The following is a 19,731-nucleotide window of genomic DNA, read 5'->3' on the forward strand; positions in this document are numbered from 1 at the left end:
ACCGATTACCGGTGAACGTGCGACGATTGCGAAATGGCAATCCAGTCATTCGCATGCGCTGACACCGAAGCACTTTTCACGATTGGCAAGTGCGCCAGGTTCGCCAACATCAAGGCGACAGCCACTCGAAAACTTCAGCTGCTTGACTCAGCGCCAACGGTCAACTTCATGAAGTCGCCCCCAGGCAACGACCTGAAGGAATACGACGGTGCGTGGCATGTGCGAATCAATGACCAATGGCGCCTGACGTTCAAATGGGGCTCCGCTGGCCCCTATGACGTCCTGATCGAAGATCCGCATTGAGGTCTTCGCTGACCCGGCCAGTCTGCCGGAGGCCACAGCGAATTGAGGTACCAAGATGTTCAAGAACGGAATGCGCCCGGTGCATCCTGGCGAAGTGCTCAAGCTCGACTATCTCGAGCCGCTGGGAATGAGTGTGAATGCGCTGGCGAAGGCCCTGCATGTTCCCGCTTCGCGGATGAATGACATCGTGCTTGAGCGCCGCGGGGTGACCGCTGACACGGCTCTGCGCCTGGCGCGTTTTTTCGGCGGAGACGAGTCTGATGCACAGGGTTGGATCAACCTGCAGGCGGTCTATGACTTGAAGAAGGCGCAGGAGGCCGTGGGCAAGGCGATCGCAAAGCAAGTGAAGCCTCGAGAGTACACATTGGCCGCCTGATTGAGCCAACCTCCGGCGGCCACTCGTTCAGCGCCCGGGCATGTAGCCGCGGAACGAAGCCCGGCTCGCAGAAGGGCAAAAAAAGGGCCCAGAGCGTTGATTCTCTGGGCCTTCTTTCAGTCTGATCGGACAATCAGACGTCGTACTGGTGGAGCCGGCGGGAATCGAACCCGCGTCCGCAAGCCATTGCCGGGCAGTTCTACATGCTTAGCTGTCTGATTTGGTTTTGAGTCCCTGAGTCGCGCAGCAGCATGCTACCCAGAAACCGAGTCACTAAGTTTGATCCCGTGATGAGTGACCCACCTCGGGACGAGCCAATGTGAATGACTTCGCAGTCTTCGGGTTGCCCCTCAGACCCGGCCCATCGGCCAACCGTTGCGAAGCTCACCGGTGTTAAGCGGCGAGGGCGTACGTAGAGTCGTTCGCAGTTACTTTGATCCAGATGGATTTACGAGGTGACTGGTCCTCGGCATGCCCTGATCCAACTCCGCACCCGCGTCGAAGCCAGGTCGGCCCCAGGGAAGTCAGTAGTTTAGGCCATCCCGGGCAGTTTCAAGAGCTGTTCGGGTAAATCAATGACGTGGTCGGCGCCCCAGTCGCCGATGGCCTCGCCCGCACCCAGGTAACCCCACGACGCCGCGACGGTGCGCATGCCGGCGGCACGCCCCGCCAGCACGTCGCGGTGGTCGTCGCCCACGTACACGCAGTCCTCGGGCGCCAGGTTCATCTGGCGGGCCGCTTCCAGCAGCGGGGCCGGGTGCGGTTTGGAATGGGGCGTGGTGTCGCCGCTGACCACCGTGGCGGCCTCGCGGTCGAGGCCCAGGGCGCGCACCAGCGGTGTGGTGAAGCGCTGGGCCTTGTTGGTGACGATGCCCCACGGCAGGCCGCGGGCGCGCAGTGCATCGAGCACCGGGCGCATCGCGGTGAACAGCGCCGTCTCGGTGGTCATGCGGGCCTCGTAGCGGGCCAGGAACTCGTCGCGCAATTCGATGAACTGCGGGTGCTCCGGGTCCACGTCGAGCGCCACCTTGACCATGCCCCGCGCGCCCGTGCCCACCAGGGGCCGGAAACGCGCGTAGGGAAGCGGTTCCAGGCCACGGGCCGCACGCAACTCGTTGCCGGCGCCGGCCAGGTCGGGGGCGCTGTCGATCAAGGTGCCGTCGAGGTCGAACAGCACGGCTTTCACCGCCACGCTCATGCCGGCCGCCTGCATGCGAAAAGGTAATTCACACTGGTGTCACCGGACAGCCAGTAGCGCCCCGTCAGCGGGTTGTGTTCCATGCCACGGGTGGATTCGAGCTGCAGGCCGCTGTCGCGGCACCACTGGGCCAGTTCGCTCGGGCGGATGAACCGGGCGTACTCGTGCGTGCCCTTGGGCAGCAGCTTGAGCAGGTACTCGGCCCCGAGGATGGCAAACAGGAAGGCCTTGGGGTTGCGGCTGATGGTGGAGAAGAACACCCAGCCGCCCGGCTTCACGAGCGTGGCGCACGCGCGCACGATGGAGGACGGGTCGGGCACGTGTTCGAGCATCTCCATGCAGGTGACCACGTCGAACTGGGCCGGTGCCTCGGCGGCGAGCGCCTCGGCCGCCACCTCGCGGTATTGGACCGACGGCGTGCCCGCTTCCATCGCGTGCAGCTGGGCCACCTTCAGGGCCTTGCCGGCCAGGTCGATGCCCAGCACGTCGGCCCCCTTGCGCGACATGGAATCGGCGAGGATGCCACCGCCGCAACCCACGTCGAGCACGCGTTTGCCGCTCAGGCGGGCGAAACCGTCGATCCAGTCGAGGCGCAGCGGATTGATCTGGTGGAGAGGGCGGAACTCGCTTTCAGGGTCCCACCACCGGTGGGCCAGGTCGCCGAATTTGGCGAGTTCTTGGGGGTCGGCATTCGTCATGGTTTCGATGGTACCTCCGGTCGAGATAAACCTCTGCACAAACAAAAAACCCCGCCGAGGCGGGGTTTCAAGACGACACGGGGTCGATTACTTCTTCGTGCGGGTACCCACGACTTCGATTTCGACGCGGCGGTTCTTCGCCTTGCCTTCCTTCGACTTGTTGTCGGCGACAGGTTGCTTCTCGCCCTTGCCTTCGGTGTACACGCGGTTGGTTTCGATGCCCTTGCTCACCAGGTACTTCTTGACCGACTCGGCGCGCGAGACAGACAGCTTCTGGTTGTAGGCGTCGGAACCGTCGGAGTCGGTGTGGCCGACAGCGATGATGACTTCGAGGTTGACGTCCTTGGTCTTCGTGACCAGGTCGTCCAGCTTGGAGCGGGCATCCGGCTTCAGCACCGACTTGCCGGTGTCGAAGAAGGCGTCAGCAGCGAACGTGACCTTTTCGCTCACCGGAGCGGGCGGCACGACCGGGACGACCGGAGCGACAGGCGCCGGAGCAACCGGGGCCGGTGCCGGAGCGACAGGAGCCGGAGCGACAGGCGCAGCGGGCGCGGGAACGCCATCGCAGCCTTGCGTGCCATTGGCCGGCGTCCAGAAGTTGTTGCGCCAGCAGTATTCGCCCGTGCCGTTTTTCCACGACTGACCAGAGCTGTTGACCCAGTTTTGGGCGAACGCACCAGAAGCGGAAGCGGCGAGAGCGGCCGTTGCGAAGAGCGATGCGACTTTATTGAGTTTCTTCATGATTCTCCTCTCAAGGAAGGTGCAGTGTTCTGCAAAACCGGATTCGGAAAGTACAGGCGAGACATCGATTTCTCGAAGGGATCACCACCGACCGGCGGATTGTGCCATAGGGTATTGAGCCAGCCGGATTTTGGGCGCGTGCCCGTTCTTTGTCTTGGGCGCTGTTGCGCAAGCACGACATCGCAGGCGAATTAGAATCGCAGATTGCGCAAGCAGGTCCGCCTGCGCTTCCCCCGTTCGCTTTGACGCCGAGACCGAATGACTCAGTTCGCCAAGGAAACCTTGCCCATCAGCCTCGAGGAGGAGATGCGGCGTTCGTACCTCGACTACGCCATGAGCGTGATCGTGGGCCGTGCCCTCCCCGACGCACGTGACGGCCTGAAGCCCGTCCACCGCCGCGTGCTGTTCGCGATGCACGAGCTGAACAACGACTGGAACCGCCCGTACAAGAAGTCCGCCCGTATCGTCGGCGACGTGATCGGCAAGTACCACCCGCACGGTGACCAATCGGTGTATGACACCGCGGTCCGCATGGCGCAGGATTTTTCGCTGCGCCACATGCTGGTCGACGGCCAGGGCAACTTCGGCTCCATCGACGGCGACAACGCCGCCGCGATGCGGTACACGGAAATCCGCCTCTCGAAGATCGCCCACGAGATGCTGGCCGACCTCGACAAGGAAACCGTCGACTTCGGCCCCAACTACGACGGCTCGCTGAAAGAGCCGCTCGTGATGCCCACGCGGCTGCCGAACCTGCTGGTCAACGGCTCCGGTGGCATTGCCGTGGGCATGGCCACGAACATCCCGCCGCACAACCTCAACGAGGTGATCGACGCCTGCCACCACCTGCTGAAGAACCCGCAGGCCACCATCGACGAGCTGATCGAGATCATCCCGGCGCCGGACTTCCCCACGGCCGGCATCATCTACGGCACGAGCGGCGTGCGCGACGGCTACCGCACCGGGCGCGGCAAGGTCGTGATGCGCGCGAAGGTGCACTTCGAGGACATCGACCGCGGCCAGCGCCAGGCGATCATCGTCGACGAGATCCCGTACCAGGTGAACAAGAAGACCCTGCTCGAGCGCATGGCCGAGCTGGTCCACGAGAAGAAGATCGAAGGCATCAGCCATATCCAGGACGAGTCCGACCGTTCCGGCATGCGCGTGGTGATCGAACTCAAGCGCGGTGAAGTGCCCGAGGTGGTGCTGAACAACCTGTACAAGCAGACGCAGCTGCAGGACACGTTCGGCATCAACATGGTGGCCCTGATCGACGGCCAGCCGAAGCTCTGCAACCTGAAGGACCTGATCTCGGTGTTCCTGGAACACCGCCGCGAGGTCATCAACCGCCGCACGGTGTTCGAGCTGCGCAAGGCCCGCGAACGCGGCCACCTGCTCGAAGGCCTGGCCGTTGCACTCGCCAACATCGACGAGTTCATCGAGACCATCAAGACGTCGCCCACGCCGCCGGCCGCCAAGGCCGCGCTGATGAGCAAGACGTTCGACTCGTCGCTGGTGCGCGAGATGCTGCAGCGTGCCGAAGGTGAAACCCCGGGCGGGCGCGATGCGTACCGCCCCGAGGGCCTGCCGAAGGAATTCGGCCTGCAGCCCGATGGCATGTACCGCCTCTCCGAGGAACAGGCGAGCGAAATCCTGCAGATGCGCCTGCAGCGCCTGACCGGCCTCGAGCAGGACAAGATCGTCGCCGAGTACAAGGACGTGATGGCGCAGATCGCCGACCTGCTGGACATCCTGGCCACGCCGTCGCGCGTGACCACCATCATCGGCGAGGAACTCACCGCGCTGAAGCTGGAGTTCGGCCAGACGAAGCTCGGCGCCCGCCGCAGCCAGATCGAACACAACGCGCAGGACCTGGGCACCGAAGACCTGATCACGCCCACCGACATGGTCGTGACGCTGAGCCACACCGGCTACATCAAGAGCCAGGCGCTCTCCGAGTACCGCGCGCAGAAGCGCGGCGGCCGCGGCAAGCAGGCCACGCAGACGAAGGAGGACGACTGGATCGACCAGCTGTTCATCGCGAACACGCACGACTACATCCTGTGCTTCACCACCCGCGGCCGGGTGTACTGGATCAAGGTGTGGGAAGTGCCCACGGGTTCGCGCAACTCGCGTGGCCGCCCCATCGTCAACATGTTCCCGTTGCAGCCGGGCGAGAAGGTCAACGTCGTGCTGCCGCTGACCGACGGCTTCCGCAGCTTCCCCGCCGATCACTACGTGTTCATGGCCACGGCCCAAGGCGTGGTCAAGAAGACCTCGCTCGACGAGTTCAGCAACCCGCGCAAGGCCGGCATCATCGCGGTGGACCTCGATGAAGGCGACTTCCTGATCGGCGCCGCCCTCACCGACGGCAAACACGACGTGATGCTCTTCAGCGACGGCGGCAAGGCCGTGCGCTTCGACGAGGACGACGTGCGCTCGATGGGCCGCAACGCCCGCGGCGTGCGCGGTATGACGCTGGAAGAAGGCCAGAGTGTCATCGCGATGCTCGTGGCTGAAGATGAAACGCAAAGTGTGCTGGCTGCCACCGAAAACGGTTACGGCAAGCGCACCAGCATCGTCGAATACACCCGTCACGGCCGCGGAACCAAAGGCATGATCGCGATCCAACAGTCCGAACGCAACGGCAAGGTGGTTGCCGCCACGCTGGTGCGTCCGGCCGACGAGATCATGTTGATCACCGACAAGGGTGTGCTCGTGCGCACCCGGGTCTCGGAGATCCGCGAACTGGGGCGCGCCACGCAGGGCGTCACACTGATCGCACTCGATAACGGAACCAAGCTCATTGGTTTGCAACGCATCGCGGAAAACGATGCCAACCCCGAGGCAGGCGAAGAGCCGCCCACTGACGAGACCGAAGCATGAAGAAAACCCTCCTGACCGCGCTGATCGCTGGCGCCGTGGTGACCCTGGCCCAGGCCCAGGTGACCGCCCCCGCCGCGCCCGCGTCGGCACCGGCCCCTGCGCCCGTCGCGGCACCGAGCGCCGCCAAGAAGGCGTTGCTCGACCGCCTGGTGGCCCTGCAGCAGCCAGGCCTGGACGACCTGACCCGCAGCCTGACGATGCAGCCGGTGCAGCAGATGTCGGCCTTCGCCCAGCAGGCCATCGGCCGCGTGCCCGAAGACAAGCGTGAAGCCACCATCACCCGCATCGAAGGCCTGTTCAAGCAGTACTCCGACGAAGTGGGCCCCATCGCCAAGGACAAGGCCACCAAGCTCGGCCAGACCGCCCTGCTGCCGCTGCTGAACGAGCGCTTCTCGGAAGACGAGCTGCGCCAGCTGCTCGTGGCCCTCGAGAACCCGGCGTTCAAGAAGTACCAGGGTTCCATGCCCGAGATCGGCAACGCGCTGCGCATGCAGGTCGTCAACGAACTGCGCCCGGCCGTCGAACCGAAGCTCAAGACGCTGGAACAGAACTTCAACCAGGCCCTCGGCCCGGCCGCCTCGGGCGAACCCGCCGCGCCGGCCAAGGGCAAGGCCCCGGCCGGCGGCGCGTCGAAGCCGAAGAAGTGACCTCCGATTGACGCCCCCTCCCCCGACACGCACATGACGATGGCACGTCCCTTCAACTTTTCCGCCGGCCCCGCCGTGCTGCCCGACGAGGTATTGGCCCTGGCCGCCTCCGAAATGCTCGACTGGCATGGCAGCGGCATGAGTGTGATGGAGATGAGCCATCGCGGCCGCGAGTTCCAGTCCATCTACCAGCACGCCGAAGCCGACCTGCGGCAGTTGCTGGCGGTGCCACCCGAGTTCCGCATCCTGTTCATGCAGGGTGGCGGGCTCGCGGAAAACGCCATCGTGCCCATGAACCTGTCGCGGGGCGGTGTCGCCGACTACGTCGTCACCGGGTCGTGGTCGCAGAAGTCGCAGAAGGAAGCGCAGCGCTATTGCCTGGCGCGCACCATCGCGTCGAATGCGGCCACGCACCACACGTCGATGCCCGACCCCAAGTCATGGAAGCTCAGCAGCGACGCAGCGTACGTGCACGTCTGCAGCAACGAGACCATCCACGGCATCGAGTTCCAGACCCTGCCCGACCTGGCCCACCTCGGGTCGAAGGCCCCGCTCGTGATCGACTTCTCGTCGCACGTGCTGTCGCGCGCCACCGACTGGTCGCGCGTGGGCCTCGCCTACGGCGGCGCCCAGAAGAACATCGGCCCGGCCGGTGTCACCCTCGTGATCGTGCGCGAAGACCTGCTGGGCCACGCCCTGCCCACCTGCCCGTCCGCGTTCGACTACCGTGTGGTGGCCGACAACGAGTCCATGTTCAACACACCGCCCACCTACGCGATCTACATCGCCGGGCTCGTGTTCCAGTGGATCAAGGGCCAGACCGAAGGCTCCGCCACCGGCGTGGCCGCCCTGGAGGCCCGCAACATCGCCAAGTCGTCGATGCTGTACGACTACATCGACGGCTCCGGCTTCTACGTGAACAAGGTCGACAAGGCCTGCCGTTCGCGCATGAACATCCCGTTTTTCCTGAACGACGAATCGCTCAACGACGCCTTCCTGACCGAAGCGCGCGCCAAGGGCCTGCTGCAGCTGAAGGGCCACAAGTCCGTGGGCGGCATGCGCGCGAGTCTTTACAACGCCATGCCGATCGCCGGGGTCGAAGCCCTGGTGAGCCACATGCGAGAATTTGCCACCCGCCATGGCTGACCCCACGCCCCCCTTGAATCCCGACCTGCTGTCCCTGCGCACCCGGATCGATGCCGTCGACCGCGAACTGCTGGACCTGCTGAACCAGCGCGCCCGCCTCGCCCAGGAAGTGGGCGAGGTGAAGAAGCGCGAGGGTTCGGTGGCCTTCCGGCCCGAACGCGAAGCGCAGGTGATCGACGGCCTGAAGGCCGTGAACCCCGGACCGCTCAAGTCCGACAGCGTCGCGCCCATCTGGCGCGAGATCATGTCGGCCTGCCGCGCGCTCGAAACACCCACCCGCGTGGCCTACCTGGGCCCGGCCGGTACGTTCAGCGAGCTGGCGGCCCTCGGCTTCTTCGGTTCGTCCATCGTGCGCGTGCCGTGCGCGAGCATCGACGAAGTGTTCCGCTCCACGTCCGCCGGCGCGGCCGACTTCGGCGTGGTGCCGGTCGAGAACTCCACCGAAGGGGTCGTGGCCCGCTCCCTCGACCTGTTCCTCACCACGCCACTGCACATCGTGGGTGAAACCAGCCTGTTCGTACTGCACAACCTGCTGCGCCGCGAGAACTCGCTCGACGGCATCCAGGCCATCTGCGCCCACCCGCAGGCACTGGCGCAGTGCCACGGCTGGCTCAGCAACAACCTGCCCAACGTGGAACGCCGCCCTGTCTCCAGCAACGCCGAGGGCGCACGCCTGGCCAGCGTCGACCCGTCGCTGGCTGCCATCGCCAGCGACCGCGCCGGGGGCGAGTACGGCCTGCACACGCTGGCCCCCGCCATCCAGGACGACCCGCACAACCGCACCCGCTTCGCCATCGTGGCCCACCCGCAGCGCCAGCCGCAGCCGCAGGCGTCCGGCCACGACTGCACGAGCCTCGTGGTGTCGGTCACCAACCGGCCCGGGGCCGTGCACGACATGCTCGTGCCGCTGAAGGAACACGGCGTGTCGATGACCCGCTTCGAATCGCGCCCCGCGCGCTCGGGCCAGTGGGAGTACTACTTCTACATCGACCTGCAGGGCCACCCGGAGCAGTCCCACGTGGCCACGGCACTGACCGCGCTGCGCGGTGTCTGCGCGTATTTCAAGGTGCTGGGCACCTACCCGGTCGACGTCCATTGAAACGCCGCGCCCCCAAAACAACGAACACAGAGAGCACTCGCACGATGTTCAACCAGCTTGGCGTGATCGGCTGCGGCCTGATGGGCGGATCCTTCGCGCTCGCGCTCAAACGTGCAGGCCTCGTCAAGCGCGTCATCGGCTACAGCAAGTCGCCTTCCACCACCGAGCGGGCCAAGAAGCTCGGCGTGATCGACGATACGGCCGAATCGGCGCTGCTCGCCGTGTCGGGCTCGGACATCGTGCTGATGGCCGTCCCTGTGTCGGCCAGTGAAGCCACGTTCCGCGCCATCCGCCACCTGGTGGAGCCCGGCGTGCTGTTCATGGACGTGGGCTCCACGAAACGCGACGTGGTCGACGCGGCCCGCCGGGTGCTGAAAGACCGCCTCTCCTCGTTCGTGCCGGCGCACCCCATCGCCGGCAAGGAAGTGGCCGGCATTGCCCACGCCGATGCATCGCTGTACGCCGGCCGGCAGGTCATCATCACGCCGCTGCCGCAGACCGATCCCGACCTCGTGCAGAAAGCCACCGATGTGTGGTCCGCCATCGGTTCGCAGGTGCTGCGCATGACGCCGGAGAACCACGACGCGGCCTTTGCCGCCGTGAGCCACCTGCCGCACATGCTGGCGTTCGCCTTCTTCAGCTCGGTGGCCAAGCAGCCGGCCGGGCGCGATTTCCTTTCACTGGCCGGCCCGGGCTTCCGCGACTTCACCCGCATCGCCGCCAGCGATCCCGAGGTGTGGCGCGACATCCTGATGTCCAACCGCGAAGAGATCCTCAAGCAGTCCATGCGCTTCCGGCACACGCTCGACGCGATGGAACACGTGATGAAGTCCGGCAACGTCGAGGCGCTCGAGGACCTGATCCGCAACGCCTCCGACGCCCGCGCTGGCTGGCAGATGGGCGCCACGAAGCCCGGCTCCGGCCGCTGAACCGGGCGCGCCGCCGGCCGCCCGCCCCCTTTCCTCAGTTCGCCCGCAGCTTCCCCGCGCCGCCCATGTTCACGACCCCGTTCCTCGACCTCCCCCCGCTGCGCGCTGCCCAGGGCACCGTGCGGCTGCCCGGTTCCAAGAGCATCTCGAACCGCGTGCTGCTGCTCGCCGGCCTGAGCGAGGGCACCACGGTCGTCCACGACCTGCTCGACTCGGACGACACCCGCGTGATGCTCGACGCGCTGCGCGCGCTCGGCTGCGGCGTCGAGGCGCGAGGCGCCGACTGGCACATCACCGGCCTCGCCGGCCAGTTGCCCGTCAAGTCCGCCAACCTGTTCCTCGGCAACGCCGGCACCGCCATGCGCCCGCTGACAGCCGCACTCGCCGTGCTGGCCGCCACGCAGCAAGGCACGTTCGAGCTGAAGGGCATCCCCCGCATGCACGAGCGCCCCATCGGCGACCTCATCGACGCGCTGCGCCAGCTCGGCTGCCCCATCGACTACCTCGGCAACGACGGCTACCCGCCGCTGCGCCTCAACGCCGGCACCGGGCCGCTCGACACGTCTGCCCCCATCCGCGTGCGCGGCGACGTGTCCAGCCAGTTCCTCACCGCGCTGCTGCTGGGCCTGCCGCTCGTGTCGGCCCACGGCCCGGTCACCATCGCGGTCGATGGTGAACTGACGTCGAAGCCGTACATCGAGATCACGCTGAACCTGCTGGCCCGCTTCGGCATCGCCGTGCAGCGCGACGGCTGGCAGCAGTTCACCATCCCGCAGGGCAGCCGGTACCGCTCCCCGGGCAGCATCCACGTCGAAGGCGATGCCTCGTCGGCCTCGTACTTCGTGGCACTCGGCGCCATCGCCGCGTTCGATGGCCGTGCCATTCGCATCGAGGGGGTGGGCGACGATTCCATCCAGGGCGACATCCGCTTCGTGGACGCGGCCCGCGCCATGGGCGCCCAGGTGTCGAGCGGACCCGGCTGGCTCGAGGTGCGCCGCGGTGCCTGGCCGCTCAAGGCCATCGACCTCGACTGCAACCACATCCCCGACGCCGCCATGACGCTGGCCGTGATGGCCCTCTTTGCCACCGGCACCACCCGGTTGACCAACATCGCCAGCTGGCGCGTGAAGGAAACCGACCGCATCGCCGCGATGGCCATCGAGCTGCGCAAGCTGGGCGCCACGGTCGTCGAGGGGCCCGACTTCATCGAGATCGCCGCCCCGGCCCGCTGGGACCGCGCCGCGATCCACACCTACGACGACCACCGGGTGGCCATGTGCTTCTCGCTGGCCACGTTCAACCCGCTGGCCCACCCGGCCGGCGAGGTGCCCGTGCGCATCCTCGACCCGCGCTGCGTGGGCAAGACCTTCCCGGACTACTTCGAGACGCTGTTCACCGTGGTGGAGGCCCGCACCACCGACGTGCCGGTGCTGGCCATCGACGGCCCCACCGCGTCCGGCAAGGGCACGCTGGCCAGCGCCGTCGCCATCGCGCTCGGCTACCACTTCCTGGATTCGGGCGCGCTCTACCGCGCCACCGCACTGGCCGCGATGGCAGCGGGCGTGGCCGACACGGACGAGGCCGGACTGGCCGCCGCGGCGGCCGGGCTCAAGCTGAAGTTCTCGGGCCAACAGATCTGGCTCGGCGACACCGAAGTGAGCGACGACCTTCGCCAGGAGCACGTGGGCGCCATGGCGTCGCGGGTGTCGGTGTTCCCGGCGGTGCGCGAGGCGCTCCGGGCACTCCAGTTGTCGCACCGCCGCCTGCCCGGACTCGTGGCCGACGGCCGCGACATGGGCACGGTCATCTTCCCCGGTGCCGACCTCAAGGTGTTCGTCACGGCGAGCGCCGCCGTGCGGGCCGAGCGCCGGTATAAGCAATTGATTTCTAAGGGAATTCCGGCTAATATCGACAGTCTTCGCGCCGATTTGGAAGCGCGCGACCTGCGAGACCAGTCCCGCACCGTCGCCCCTCTCAAGCCGGCAGAAGATGCCAAGCTGTTCGACAACTCCGAGTTGTCGGTCGACCAATGCGTCGCCCGGGTGCTCGAGTGGTGGAACGCCAGGCAGGCGTTCTGAACGCCCTGGCCCTTGAAAAGGGGCCCGGTCGTCCCGAATTCCAACCGTTCATCCCGTCGCTTTCCCTCCTGCGCTGCATGCGCGTCGAAGCGGCGGATTGTTCAACCTAACCCGCAGCATTTGCTGCAACTGGATCGTCCCCCATGTCCCAAACTCAAAACGCCGCCGCCGAAGGTATGGAATCCTTTGCCGCCCTGTTCGAAGAATCTCTGAACAAGTCGGAGATGCGCACCGGTGAAGTCATCACCGCGGAAGTCGTCCGTGTCGAACACAACTTCGTGGTGGTGAACGCCGGCCTCAAGTCCGAAGCCTACGTGCCCATCGAAGAATTCAAGAACGACCAGGGCGAGCTCGAAGTCCAGGTCGGCGACTTCGTGTCCGTGGCCATCGACGCCGTTGAAAACGGTTATGGCGACACGATCCTGTCGCGCGACAAGGCCAAGCGCCTCGCGTCGTGGCTGTCGCTCGAGAACTCGCTGGAATCCGGCGAATTCGTCAGCGGCACCGTCAACGGCAAGGTCAAGGGTGGCCTGACCGTGCTGGTCAACGGCATCCGCGCCTTCCTGCCTGGTTCCCTGCTCGACACGCGCCCTGTCAAGGACATGAGCCCGTTCGAAGGCAAGACCATGGAGTTCAAGGTCATCAAGCTCGACCGCAAGCGCAACAACGTCGTGTTGTCGCGCCGTGCTGTGGTCGAAGCCTCGATGGGCGAAGAGCGCAGCAAGCTGCTGAGCACCCTGTCCGAAGGCGCCATCGTCAACGGCGTGGTCAAGAACATCACCGAATACGGTGCGTTCGTCGACCTCGGCGGCATCGACGGCCTGCTGCACATCACCGACATGGCCTGGCGCCGTGTCCGCCACCCGAGCGAAGTCGTTCAGGTCGGCCAGGAGCTGCAAGCCAAGGTCCTCAAGTTCGACGCCGAGAAGAACCGCGTCTCGCTGGGCATCAAGCAACTGGGCGACGATCCGTGGCACGGTGTCTCGCGCCGTTACCCGAACAGCACCCGCCTGTTCGGCAAGATCACGAACATCGCCGACTACGGCGCGTTCGTCGAGATCGAGCCGGGCATCGAAGGCCTGGTGCACGTCTCGGAAATGGACTGGACCAACAAGAACGTTGCCCCGAACAAGATCGTGTCCCTGGGCGACGAAGTCGAAGTCATGGTCCTCGAGATCGACGAAGACAAGCGCCGCATCAGCCTCGGCATGAAGCAGTGCAAGACCAACCCGTGGGAAGAGTTCTCGGGCACGGTCCAGCGCGGCGATCGCGTCAAGGGCCCCGTCAAGTCCATCACCGACTTCGGCGTCTTCGTCGGCCTGTCGGCTGGCATCGACGGCCTGGTGCACCTGTCCGACCTGTCGTGGCACGAGCCGGGCGAAACCGCCGTTCGCAACTACAAGAAGGGCCAGGAAGTCGAAGCTGTCGTGCTGGCCGTCGATGTGGAGCGCGAACGCATCTCCCTGGGCATCAAGCAGCTCGACTCCGACCCGTTCACGTCGTACACCTCGGTCAATGACCGCGGCATGACCGTGACCGGCAAGGTCAAGACCGTGGACGCCCGTGGCGCCGAGATCGAACTGAACGCCGACGTGACGGGTTACCTCCGTGCTTCGGAAATCAGCCGTGACCGCGTCGAAGATGCCCGCAACGTGCTGAAGGAAGGCGACGAAGTCAACGCCATGATCATCAACGTCGACCGCAAGACGCGTTCGATCCAGTTGTCGATCAAGGCCAAGGACAACGTCGACCAACAGGAAGCCATGCAGCGCCTGTCGGCCACGAGCGAGCGTGAAAACGCTGGCACCACGAGCCTCGGCGCGCTGCTGCGTGCCAAGCTCGACAACCAGAACAACAGCTGATCGTTGTTCCGGCGCCGAACCTCCTCAGGACTCAGCAGGACTGAATGACCCGATCCGACCTCGTGACCCAATTGGCCGAACAATTCGGCCAGCTGACCCATCGCGACACCGAGTTCGCCGTCAAGACCATCCTGGACGCGATGTCCGACGCGCTTGCGCGCGGGCATCGCATCGAGATCCGGGGGTTCGGCAGTTTCTCGATCAACCGCCGCCCGCCGCGGGTGGGGCGCAATCCCCGCTCCGGCGAGCAGGTGGTGATCCCCGAGAAGCTCGTTCCCCATTTCAAACCTGGCAAGGCGCTTCGCGAAGCCGTCGATGCCCAGGTGCCGGTGGATGGTGTGTTGCCCTCCGCCGCCGCGTCGCCGGCCATGCCGGCCGCCGCCGCTCCCGCACTGCCCGTTGTTCCGCCCGTGCTGCCGTCCACGGACCCGCAGGACGCCTGAACGCCGCGGTGACACCAGGTCACCGTTTTGTCGTGGATGTTGATCGTGCCGCCCGGCCTCAGGCCGCCGCGTTCAACCTAGAATCCATCCGGGAGTTGCGATGCGTATTCTTGTCTGGCTCGTTCGGGCCGCCCTCTTTTTCACGTTGTTCGCGTTCGCGCTGAACAACCAGCACGAAGCCGGCATCCGCTGGTTCTTCAGCCATGAATGGCGCGCGCCGATGGTCTTCATCGTGCTGGCCGCCTTCACGCTCGGCTGCGTCGTCGGCGGGCTCGCCATGGCCCCCAGCTGGTGGCGCCACCGCCGCGTGGCACGCCAGCACCAGGCCCGCATCGACGCCGACCTCCCGCTCGACCCCACCGTCCCGTCCGCCGACGTCCCGCCACCGATCGACTCCGAACCTGCCCGCCATGGTGTTTGACTTCCAGTGGTTGCTCATCGGGCTGCCGCTTGCCTTTGCCCTCGGCTGGCTCGGCTCCCGCCTCGACCTGCGCCAGTGGAAACGCGAACAGCGTGAATCGCCGAAGGCCTACTTCAAGGGCCTGAACCTGCTGCTCAACGAACAGCAGGACAAAGCCATCGACGCCTTCATCGAAGCCGTCCAGCACGACCCCGACACCACCGAACTGCACTTCGCACTCGGCAACCTGTTCCGCCGCCGCGGCGAATACGAACGGGCGGTGCGGGTGCACGAGCATCTGCTGGGCCGTGCCGACCTGCCCCAGAGCGACCGCGACCGCGCCCAGTACGCCCTCGCCCAGGACTTCATGAAGGCGGGCCTCTTCGACCGCGCCGAACAGGCCTACCACGCGCTCGACGGCAGTGCATTCGACACCGAAGCGCGCCTCGCGCTGCTCACGCTGCACGAACGCTCGCGCGACTGGCGCCCGGCCGTCGAGGTGGCGCAGAAGCTCGAACGCAGCGGCACCGGCTCGTTCGCCAACCGCATCGCGCACTACTGGTGCGAACTGGCGCTCGAGGCCGATGCCGGCCAGCACGCCGACGACGGCGACACCGCGCTGCGCCACGCCCGCCTCGCCTCGCCCCACCTCGCCCGCCCGCTCGCCCTCACCGGCCAGCGCGCGGCCAAGCGCGGCGACCATGCGGCCGCGCTGCAGGCCTGGTCCGAACTGCTCGTGGTGCAGCCCATGGCCTTCAACCTCGTCGCCCGCGACTACGCCACCAGCGCACTCGCGTCGGGGCAGCCCGGGCCCGCGCTGGAACGCCTGCGCGAGCTGTACGGCCGCGCGCCCACGATGGACCTGCTGGCCGCCATCTCGATGCTCGACCCGGCACCCGAGGCCCAGCGCGGCCGCCTGTTCAAGCACCTGCAGGACCAGCCCACGCTGTCGGCGGCCCAGGCCCTGCTGCGCCAGACCGGCACCGAATCGAAACCGCTCGACGCGCCGGAAACCCAGGCCGTCAGCGAAGCCGTGGGCCGGGCCGCCAAGCCGCTGCAGCGCTACCGCTGCGCCGCCTGCGGCTTCGAGGCCCAGCACTATTTCTGGCAATGCCCCGGCTGCCTGAGCTGGGACAGCTACCCGCCGCAACGGCTGGAGGATCTCTGATGAATGAACGCATCACCCGCGAGCGTGTCGCCGCGGCACGCGTGCTCGTGGTGGGCGACGCCATGCTCGACCGCTACTGGTTCGGCGCGGTCGAACGCATCTCCCCGGAAGCCCCGGTGCCCGTCGTGCGCGTGGACCGCGAGGAAGAGCGCCTGGGCGGCGCCGCCAACGTGGCACTCAATGCCAAGACCTTGGGCGCCCAGGTCACGCTGCTCACCGTGGTGGGCCAGGACGAACCCGCCCGCAAGCTGCAGCAGTTGCTGGAGCAGCAAGGGGTGTCCACGCTGCTCGGGCACGACCCGCAGCTCTACACCATCGTGAAGCTGCGTGTGATCGGCCGCAACCAGCAGCTGATCCGCGTCGATTTCGAGAACGCCCCCGACCACGAGGTGCTGCACAGCATGCTCGCCGACTACGAGCGCGTGTTGCCCGACTTCGACGCCGTGCTGTTCTCCGACTACGGCAAGGGTGGCCTCACGCACATCCCGCGCATGATCGAGCTGGCCCGTGCTGCGGGCAAACCGGTGCTGGTGGACCCGAAGGGCAGCGACTACACCCGCTATGCCGGTGCCACCGCCATCACGCCGAACCGGGCCGAACTGGCCCAGGTGATCGGCGCGTGGCGCAGCGAAGCCGAACTCCTCGAGCGCGCACAGAAGCTGCGCACCGAGCTGGGCCTCGAAGGCCTCGTGCTGACCCGCTCCGAGGACGGCATGTCGCTGTTCGACGGACAAGGCCACACGCAGGTGCCCGCGCAGGCGCGCGAGGTGTTCGACGTCACCGGCGCCGGCGACACCGTGATCGCGTCGCTGGCGGTCATGCTCGCCGCCGGCGTGCCGCTGCGCGAAGCCATGCCCATCGCCAACCGCGCCGGCAGCATCGTGGTCGGCAAGTTCGGCACGGCGTCCGTGTCGTACGGCGAACTGTTCCCTGGAGAAGCACCATGAAAGTCGTTGTCACCGGCGCGGCCGGCATGATCGGCAGCAACCTCGTCCACGGCCTGAACGCCATCGGCATCGACGACGTGATCGCCGTCGACGACCTGACCGACGGCCCGAAGTACCGCAACCTGCTGGGCGCCCGCCTCAGCGACTACTTCGACCGCTCCGAGTTCTACGGCCGCTTCGCCCGCGGCGAGTTCGGCAAGGTGGACGCGGTGCTGCACGAAGGCGCCTGCTCCGACACCATGGAGCACGATGGCAAGTACATGATGGACACCAACTACCGGTGCTCCAAGGGCCTGCTCGACGCCTGCCAGGCGCAGGGCGTGCGCCTGCTGTACGCGTCGTCGGCCGCCACCTATGGCGGCAGCGACACCTTCCGCGAGGAACCCGCGTTCGAGCAGCCGCTCAACGTGTACGGCTACTCGAAGCTGCTGTTCGACAACGTCGTGCGCCGCATGCTGCCCACGGCCACGTCGCAGGTGGCGGGCTTCCGCTACTTCAACGTGTACGGCCCGCGCGAGCAACACAAGGGCCGCATGGCCTCGGTGGCGTTCCACCACTTCAACCAGTTCCGCGACACCGGCAAGGTCAAGCTCTTCGGCGAGTACGGCGGCTACGGCGCCGGTGGCCAGACGCGCGACTTCATCCACGTGGACGACGTGGTGGCGGTGAACCTGTGGTTCCTGCAGAACCCCGGCCAGAGCGGCATCTTCAACCTCGGCACCGGGCGGGCGCAGCCCTTCAACGACGTGGCCGTGGCCACCGTGAACGCGTCGCGCGCCCTCGCGGGTTCGCCGCCGCTGCCGCTGGCCGACCTGGTGCAGCACGGCCTGATCGAGTACATCCCCTTCCCCGACGCCCTCGTCGGCAAATACCAGTGCTACACGCAGGCCGACGACACCCGCCTGCGCGCCACGGGCTGCGACCACGTGTTCGCCGACGTCGCCCATGGCGTGAAACGCTACGTCGACTGGCTCAGCCTCCAAAAGGCGTGAACGGCCGAGGCGGTGCCACCACACCGCCTTTTGGCAGGCCTCGCAGAGGCAGGACGGGACGGTGTCGTCCCTAGAGTGGATACCCAGGGACACGGAAGGGCCGTGTCCCCTTGTGTTGCACCACCACCCCCAAGGGAGTCCTGTCATGCTGAAGAAATTGCTGTGTGTGTTCGCCATGCTGATGGCCCACGCCGCCTACGCCGCCGTCGACGTCAACAAGGCCGACCAGGCCGCACTCGAATCCGTCAAGGGCATCGGCCCGTCCGTCTCGACCCGCATCCTCGACGAACGCAAGAAGGCCCCGTTCAAGGACTGGGGCGACTTCGTGGGCCGCGTGAAAGGCGTGGGCGAAGGCAACGCCACCCGTTTCTCGAAGGAAGGCCTCACCGTCAACGGCGCCACGTTCACACCGTCCGAGCACGCGGGCAAGGCCGAGCCCAGGAAGGACAAGGCCGGGAAGAAGGACACCAAGGGCTGAGCCAGCCCCCACCCTCGGTCCCGGCGCAGGCCGGGATGCCAGCGAGGCCGCGGCGCTACTCCAACTCCGCCGTGTAGAACCCACTGTCCTGCACGGGCGACCGCTGCACCTCCCGCCGCTCCCACCCGAAGAACTTGGTCACCTCGTCGCGCCGCACCATCGTGTCGGTTTCGCCCAGCTTCACCAGTTCGCGGGTGTACGGTGCCTCGAACAGCAGGTAGCTGGCCAGCGCCGAACCTCGGGCGTCACTGCCCTTGCCCGACACGCCCACGCCGCGCAACAGCGCGCGCACCGGCGCGGGCAGGCTTTCCAAGTGCTTGGCAGCCAGGTCGTCGAGCCGTTCCGACGGGGCAATGACCAGCACGTCGATGGGCCGCAGGCTCGTGGACGCCAGCGCACCGGGCGGCAGCAGCGCCAGCGTGTTGTTGATGCGCTGGAGCCGCTCCACGTCCACCGCGAGGGCGTCGAGGAAGATGTTCGACAACGCATGGCCCGCGATCTGCGCGAGGTTCGGGTACGTGCCCTTCACCTTGCGCTGGCCGGGGGGCTCGTGCAAGCGGCCCGCACCGATCACGAGGATGCGGCTCGCCCCCAGGTGCACTGCGGGGGAGATGGGCGCCGACTGCCGCATGGACCCGTCGCCGAAGTACTCGGTGCCCTCGTCGAACGACAGCTGTACCGGCGGGAACACGAACGGGATGGCCGCCGACGCCAGCAGGTGCTGCACGGTGATGGTGTCGCGCACGGCCACGCGCTGCGAACGGTTCCAGGGCACGAAGTCCTTCACCGAGTCGTAGAACGTCACGTGGGTGCCGGAGTTGTAGCTCGATGCGGTGACGGCCAGCGCCTGCAGGTGGCCCGCCTGCATCAGGCCCTTCAGCCGTTCCACCCGCACGAGCTGGTTCAGCAGGTCTTCGAGCGGCGCGTTGTCGAGCAGCGACCGCTGCCGCGCACGCCGCCAGCGGGCAATGACCCAGCCAAGCGACATCATGGTGAGCCAGCGCGCACCGGTGCGGATCACGCCGAGTGCGTCGCTGCGGTACACCTGCTCGGCACGGAAGTTCTCCCACACCTGGGCGAGCTGGGCCACGGCCTTGTCGAAATCGTCGCAATGCGTGGCCAGTGCCGCCGCGTTGATGGCCCCGGCCGACGTGCCGGCAATGACCGGAAACGGGTTCTCCTTGCGCCACGGTGCGGCTTCCCGGCGGATCTGCGCGATGGCCTTCAGCACCCCCACCTGGTACGCGGCGCGGGCGCCGCCGCCCGTCAGGATCAGGCCGGTCACCCCATCGTCATTGTCGTTCGGCATGGCTTTCAGTGTAGACAGCACCGGTGCCCCG

General features: G+C 66.7%; 18 protein-coding genes, 1 other RNA gene and 1 pseudogene. 15 read left to right on the top strand and 5 right to left on the bottom strand.

All coding sequences use genetic code 11. The features are described 5' to 3' along the window. Positions 1–33: 33 nt before the first annotated feature. Both ASC87_RS15245 and ASC87_RS15250 read left to right on the top strand, forming a co-directional pair. Positions 34–303, top strand: coding sequence for a type II toxin-antitoxin system RelE/ParE family toxin (locus ASC87_RS15245; protein WP_056663463.1), 270 nt, complete (start codon positions 34–36; stop codon positions 301–303). 55 nt (positions 304–358) lie between these two features. Beyond that, positions 359–679, top strand: a complete 321-nt coding sequence (locus tag ASC87_RS15250; RefSeq protein ID WP_056663467.1) for a HigA family addiction module antitoxin — start codon at positions 359–361, stop codon at positions 677–679. A gap of 146 nt (positions 680–825) precedes the next feature. Here ASC87_RS15250 and ssrA read toward each other — a convergent pair. From ssrA to ompA, 4 genes are all read right to left on the bottom strand, one after another. Then, positions 826–1,196: a transfer-messenger RNA gene (ssrA, locus tag ASC87_RS30775) on the bottom strand. A gap of 15 nt (positions 1,197–1,211) precedes the next feature. Further along, the gene (gph, locus tag ASC87_RS15255) at positions 1,212–1,877 is read right to left on the bottom strand and encodes a phosphoglycolate phosphatase (RefSeq protein WP_056663586.1); all 666 of its coding nucleotides are present in this window, start codon (positions 1,875–1,877) and stop codon (positions 1,212–1,214) included. Then, a complete protein-coding gene (gene ubiG, locus ASC87_RS15260; protein ID WP_056663470.1) occupies positions 1,874–2,575 on the bottom strand; it encodes a bifunctional 2-polyprenyl-6-hydroxyphenol methylase/3-demethylubiquinol 3-O-methyltransferase UbiG in 702 nt (233 codons plus the stop codon). The genes gph and ubiG overlap by 4 nt, the downstream gene beginning before the upstream one ends. 87 nt (positions 2,576–2,662) lie before the next feature. Continuing rightward, a complete protein-coding gene (gene ompA, locus ASC87_RS15265) occupies positions 2,663–3,316 on the bottom strand; it encodes an outer membrane protein OmpA (RefSeq protein WP_056663473.1) in 654 nt (217 codons plus the stop codon). Between the two features lie 258 nt (positions 3,317–3,574). Here ompA and gyrA point away from each other — a divergent pair, with 258 nt between their 5' ends. The 13 genes and pseudogenes from gyrA (at position 3,575) to ASC87_RS15330 (ending at position 18,391) form a co-directional block, all read left to right on the top strand. Then, positions 3,575–6,202: a DNA gyrase subunit A gene (gene gyrA / locus ASC87_RS15270; protein WP_056663476.1), complete on the top strand. Its 2,628-nt coding sequence runs from the start codon at positions 3,575–3,577 to the stop codon at positions 6,200–6,202. Next, on the top strand, positions 6,199–6,849 hold the full coding sequence (locus tag ASC87_RS15275; protein ID WP_056663478.1) for a hypothetical protein: 651 nt from the start codon (positions 6,199–6,201) through the stop codon (positions 6,847–6,849). Before gyrA ends, ASC87_RS15275 begins: the two co-directional genes overlap by 4 nt. Positions 6,850–6,888: 39 nt before the next feature. Then, the gene (gene serC / locus ASC87_RS15280) at positions 6,889–7,995 is read left to right on the top strand and encodes a 3-phosphoserine/phosphohydroxythreonine transaminase (protein ID WP_056663588.1); all 1,107 of its coding nucleotides are present in this window, start codon (positions 6,889–6,891) and stop codon (positions 7,993–7,995) included. Beyond that, a complete protein-coding gene (pheA, locus tag ASC87_RS15285; protein WP_056663480.1) occupies positions 7,988–9,094 on the top strand; it encodes a prephenate dehydratase in 1,107 nt (368 codons plus the stop codon). The genes serC and pheA overlap by 8 nt, the downstream gene beginning before the upstream one ends. Positions 9,095–9,138: 44 nt before the next feature. After that, complete coding sequence (locus tag ASC87_RS15290) at positions 9,139–10,023, top strand: prephenate dehydrogenase/arogenate dehydrogenase family protein (RefSeq protein WP_056663483.1); 885 nt, start codon at positions 9,139–9,141, stop codon at positions 10,021–10,023. Between the two features lie 65 nt (positions 10,024–10,088). Beyond that, positions 10,089–12,101, top strand: coding sequence for a bifunctional 3-phosphoshikimate 1-carboxyvinyltransferase/cytidylate kinase (locus tag ASC87_RS15295; RefSeq protein ID WP_056663485.1), 2,013 nt, complete (start codon positions 10,089–10,091; stop codon positions 12,099–12,101). A gap of 143 nt (positions 12,102–12,244) precedes the next feature. Further along, positions 12,245–13,963 carry a 30S ribosomal protein S1 gene (rpsA, locus tag ASC87_RS15300; protein WP_082568649.1) on the top strand — a complete coding sequence of 573 codons (1,719 nt, stop codon included), beginning with the start codon at positions 12,245–12,247 and terminating at the stop codon, positions 13,961–13,963. A 44-nt stretch (positions 13,964–14,007) separates the two neighbouring features. Further along, a pseudogene (locus ASC87_RS15305) lies at positions 14,008–14,286 on the top strand (integration host factor subunit beta); the annotation flags it as partial. Between the two features lie 220 nt (positions 14,287–14,506). Further along, positions 14,507–14,827, top strand: coding sequence for a lipopolysaccharide assembly LapA domain-containing protein (locus ASC87_RS15310; protein WP_056663490.1), 321 nt, complete (start codon positions 14,507–14,509; stop codon positions 14,825–14,827). Beyond that, positions 14,817–15,974: a lipopolysaccharide assembly protein LapB gene (lapB, locus tag ASC87_RS15315; RefSeq protein ID WP_056663494.1), complete on the top strand. Its 1,158-nt coding sequence runs from the start codon at positions 14,817–14,819 to the stop codon at positions 15,972–15,974. Before ASC87_RS15310 ends, lapB begins: the two co-directional genes overlap by 11 nt. Next, the gene (rfaE1, locus tag ASC87_RS15320) at positions 15,974–16,921 is read left to right on the top strand and encodes a D-glycero-beta-D-manno-heptose-7-phosphate kinase (protein WP_056663498.1); all 948 of its coding nucleotides are present in this window, start codon (positions 15,974–15,976) and stop codon (positions 16,919–16,921) included. Before lapB ends, rfaE1 begins: the two co-directional genes overlap by 1 nt. Next, complete coding sequence (rfaD, locus tag ASC87_RS15325) at positions 16,918–17,913, top strand: ADP-glyceromanno-heptose 6-epimerase (RefSeq protein WP_056663501.1); 996 nt, start codon at positions 16,918–16,920, stop codon at positions 17,911–17,913. Before rfaE1 ends, rfaD begins: the two co-directional genes overlap by 4 nt. 145 nt (positions 17,914–18,058) lie before the next feature. Continuing rightward, on the top strand, positions 18,059–18,391 hold the full coding sequence (locus tag ASC87_RS15330; RefSeq protein WP_056663505.1) for a helix-hairpin-helix domain-containing protein: 333 nt from the start codon (positions 18,059–18,061) through the stop codon (positions 18,389–18,391). A gap of 55 nt (positions 18,392–18,446) precedes the next feature. On the opposite strand, the gene ASC87_RS15335 is transcribed toward ASC87_RS15330, so the two are convergent. Then, entirely contained in the window at positions 18,447–19,700 is a 1,254-nt protein-coding gene (locus ASC87_RS15335; protein ID WP_056663508.1) for a patatin-like phospholipase family protein, read from the bottom strand. Positions 19,701–19,731: the final 31 nt, after the last annotated feature.

The organism is Rhizobacter sp. Root1221 (assembly GCF_001425785.1).
Taxonomy (GTDB): Bacteria; Pseudomonadota; Gammaproteobacteria; order Burkholderiales; family Burkholderiaceae_C; genus Rhizobacter.

What these genes read in the sequence shown, in the direction of transcription:
- ASC87_RS15250 (WP_056663467.1), top strand. Translation starts at nt 359, where the DNA reads ATGTTCAAGAACGGAATGCGCCCGGTGCATCCTGGCGAAGTGCTCAAG.
- lapB (WP_056663494.1), top strand. Translation starts at nt 14,817, where the DNA reads ATGGTGTTTGACTTCCAGTGGTTGCTCATCGGGCTGCCGCTTGCCTTT.
- pheA (WP_056663480.1), top strand. Translation starts at nt 7,988, where the DNA reads ATGGCTGACCCCACGCCCCCCTTGAATCCCGACCTGCTGTCCCTGCGC.
- ASC87_RS15275 (WP_056663478.1), top strand. Translation starts at nt 6,199, where the DNA reads ATGAAGAAAACCCTCCTGACCGCGCTGATCGCTGGCGCCGTGGTGACC.
- gph (WP_056663586.1), bottom strand. Translation starts at nt 1,877, where the DNA reads ATGAGCGTGGCGGTGAAAGCCGTGCTGTTCGACCTCGACGGCACCTTG.
- ASC87_RS15295 (WP_056663485.1), top strand. Translation starts at nt 10,089, where the DNA reads ATGTTCACGACCCCGTTCCTCGACCTCCCCCCGCTGCGCGCTGCCCAG.
- ASC87_RS15335 (WP_056663508.1), bottom strand. Translation starts at nt 19,700, where the DNA reads ATGCCGAACGACAATGACGATGGGGTGACCGGCCTGATCCTGACGGGC.
- rfaD (WP_056663501.1), top strand. Translation starts at nt 16,918, where the DNA reads ATGAAAGTCGTTGTCACCGGCGCGGCCGGCATGATCGGCAGCAACCTC.
- gyrA (WP_056663476.1), top strand. Translation starts at nt 3,575, where the DNA reads ATGACTCAGTTCGCCAAGGAAACCTTGCCCATCAGCCTCGAGGAGGAG.
- ompA (WP_056663473.1), bottom strand. Translation starts at nt 3,316, where the DNA reads ATGAAGAAACTCAATAAAGTCGCATCGCTCTTCGCAACGGCCGCTCTC.
- rpsA (WP_082568649.1), top strand. Translation starts at nt 12,245, where the DNA reads ATGTCCCAAACTCAAAACGCCGCCGCCGAAGGTATGGAATCCTTTGCC.
- ASC87_RS15330 (WP_056663505.1), top strand. Translation starts at nt 18,059, where the DNA reads ATGCTGAAGAAATTGCTGTGTGTGTTCGCCATGCTGATGGCCCACGCC.
- ubiG (WP_056663470.1), bottom strand. Translation starts at nt 2,575, where the DNA reads ATGACGAATGCCGACCCCCAAGAACTCGCCAAATTCGGCGACCTGGCC.
- ASC87_RS15290 (WP_056663483.1), top strand. Translation starts at nt 9,139, where the DNA reads ATGTTCAACCAGCTTGGCGTGATCGGCTGCGGCCTGATGGGCGGATCC.
- rfaE1 (WP_056663498.1), top strand. Translation starts at nt 15,974, where the DNA reads ATGAATGAACGCATCACCCGCGAGCGTGTCGCCGCGGCACGCGTGCTC.
- ASC87_RS15245 (WP_056663463.1), top strand. Translation starts at nt 34, where the DNA reads ATGGCAATCCAGTCATTCGCATGCGCTGACACCGAAGCACTTTTCACG.
- ASC87_RS15310 (WP_056663490.1), top strand. Translation starts at nt 14,507, where the DNA reads ATGCGTATTCTTGTCTGGCTCGTTCGGGCCGCCCTCTTTTTCACGTTG.
- serC (WP_056663588.1), top strand. Translation starts at nt 6,889, where the DNA reads ATGGCACGTCCCTTCAACTTTTCCGCCGGCCCCGCCGTGCTGCCCGAC.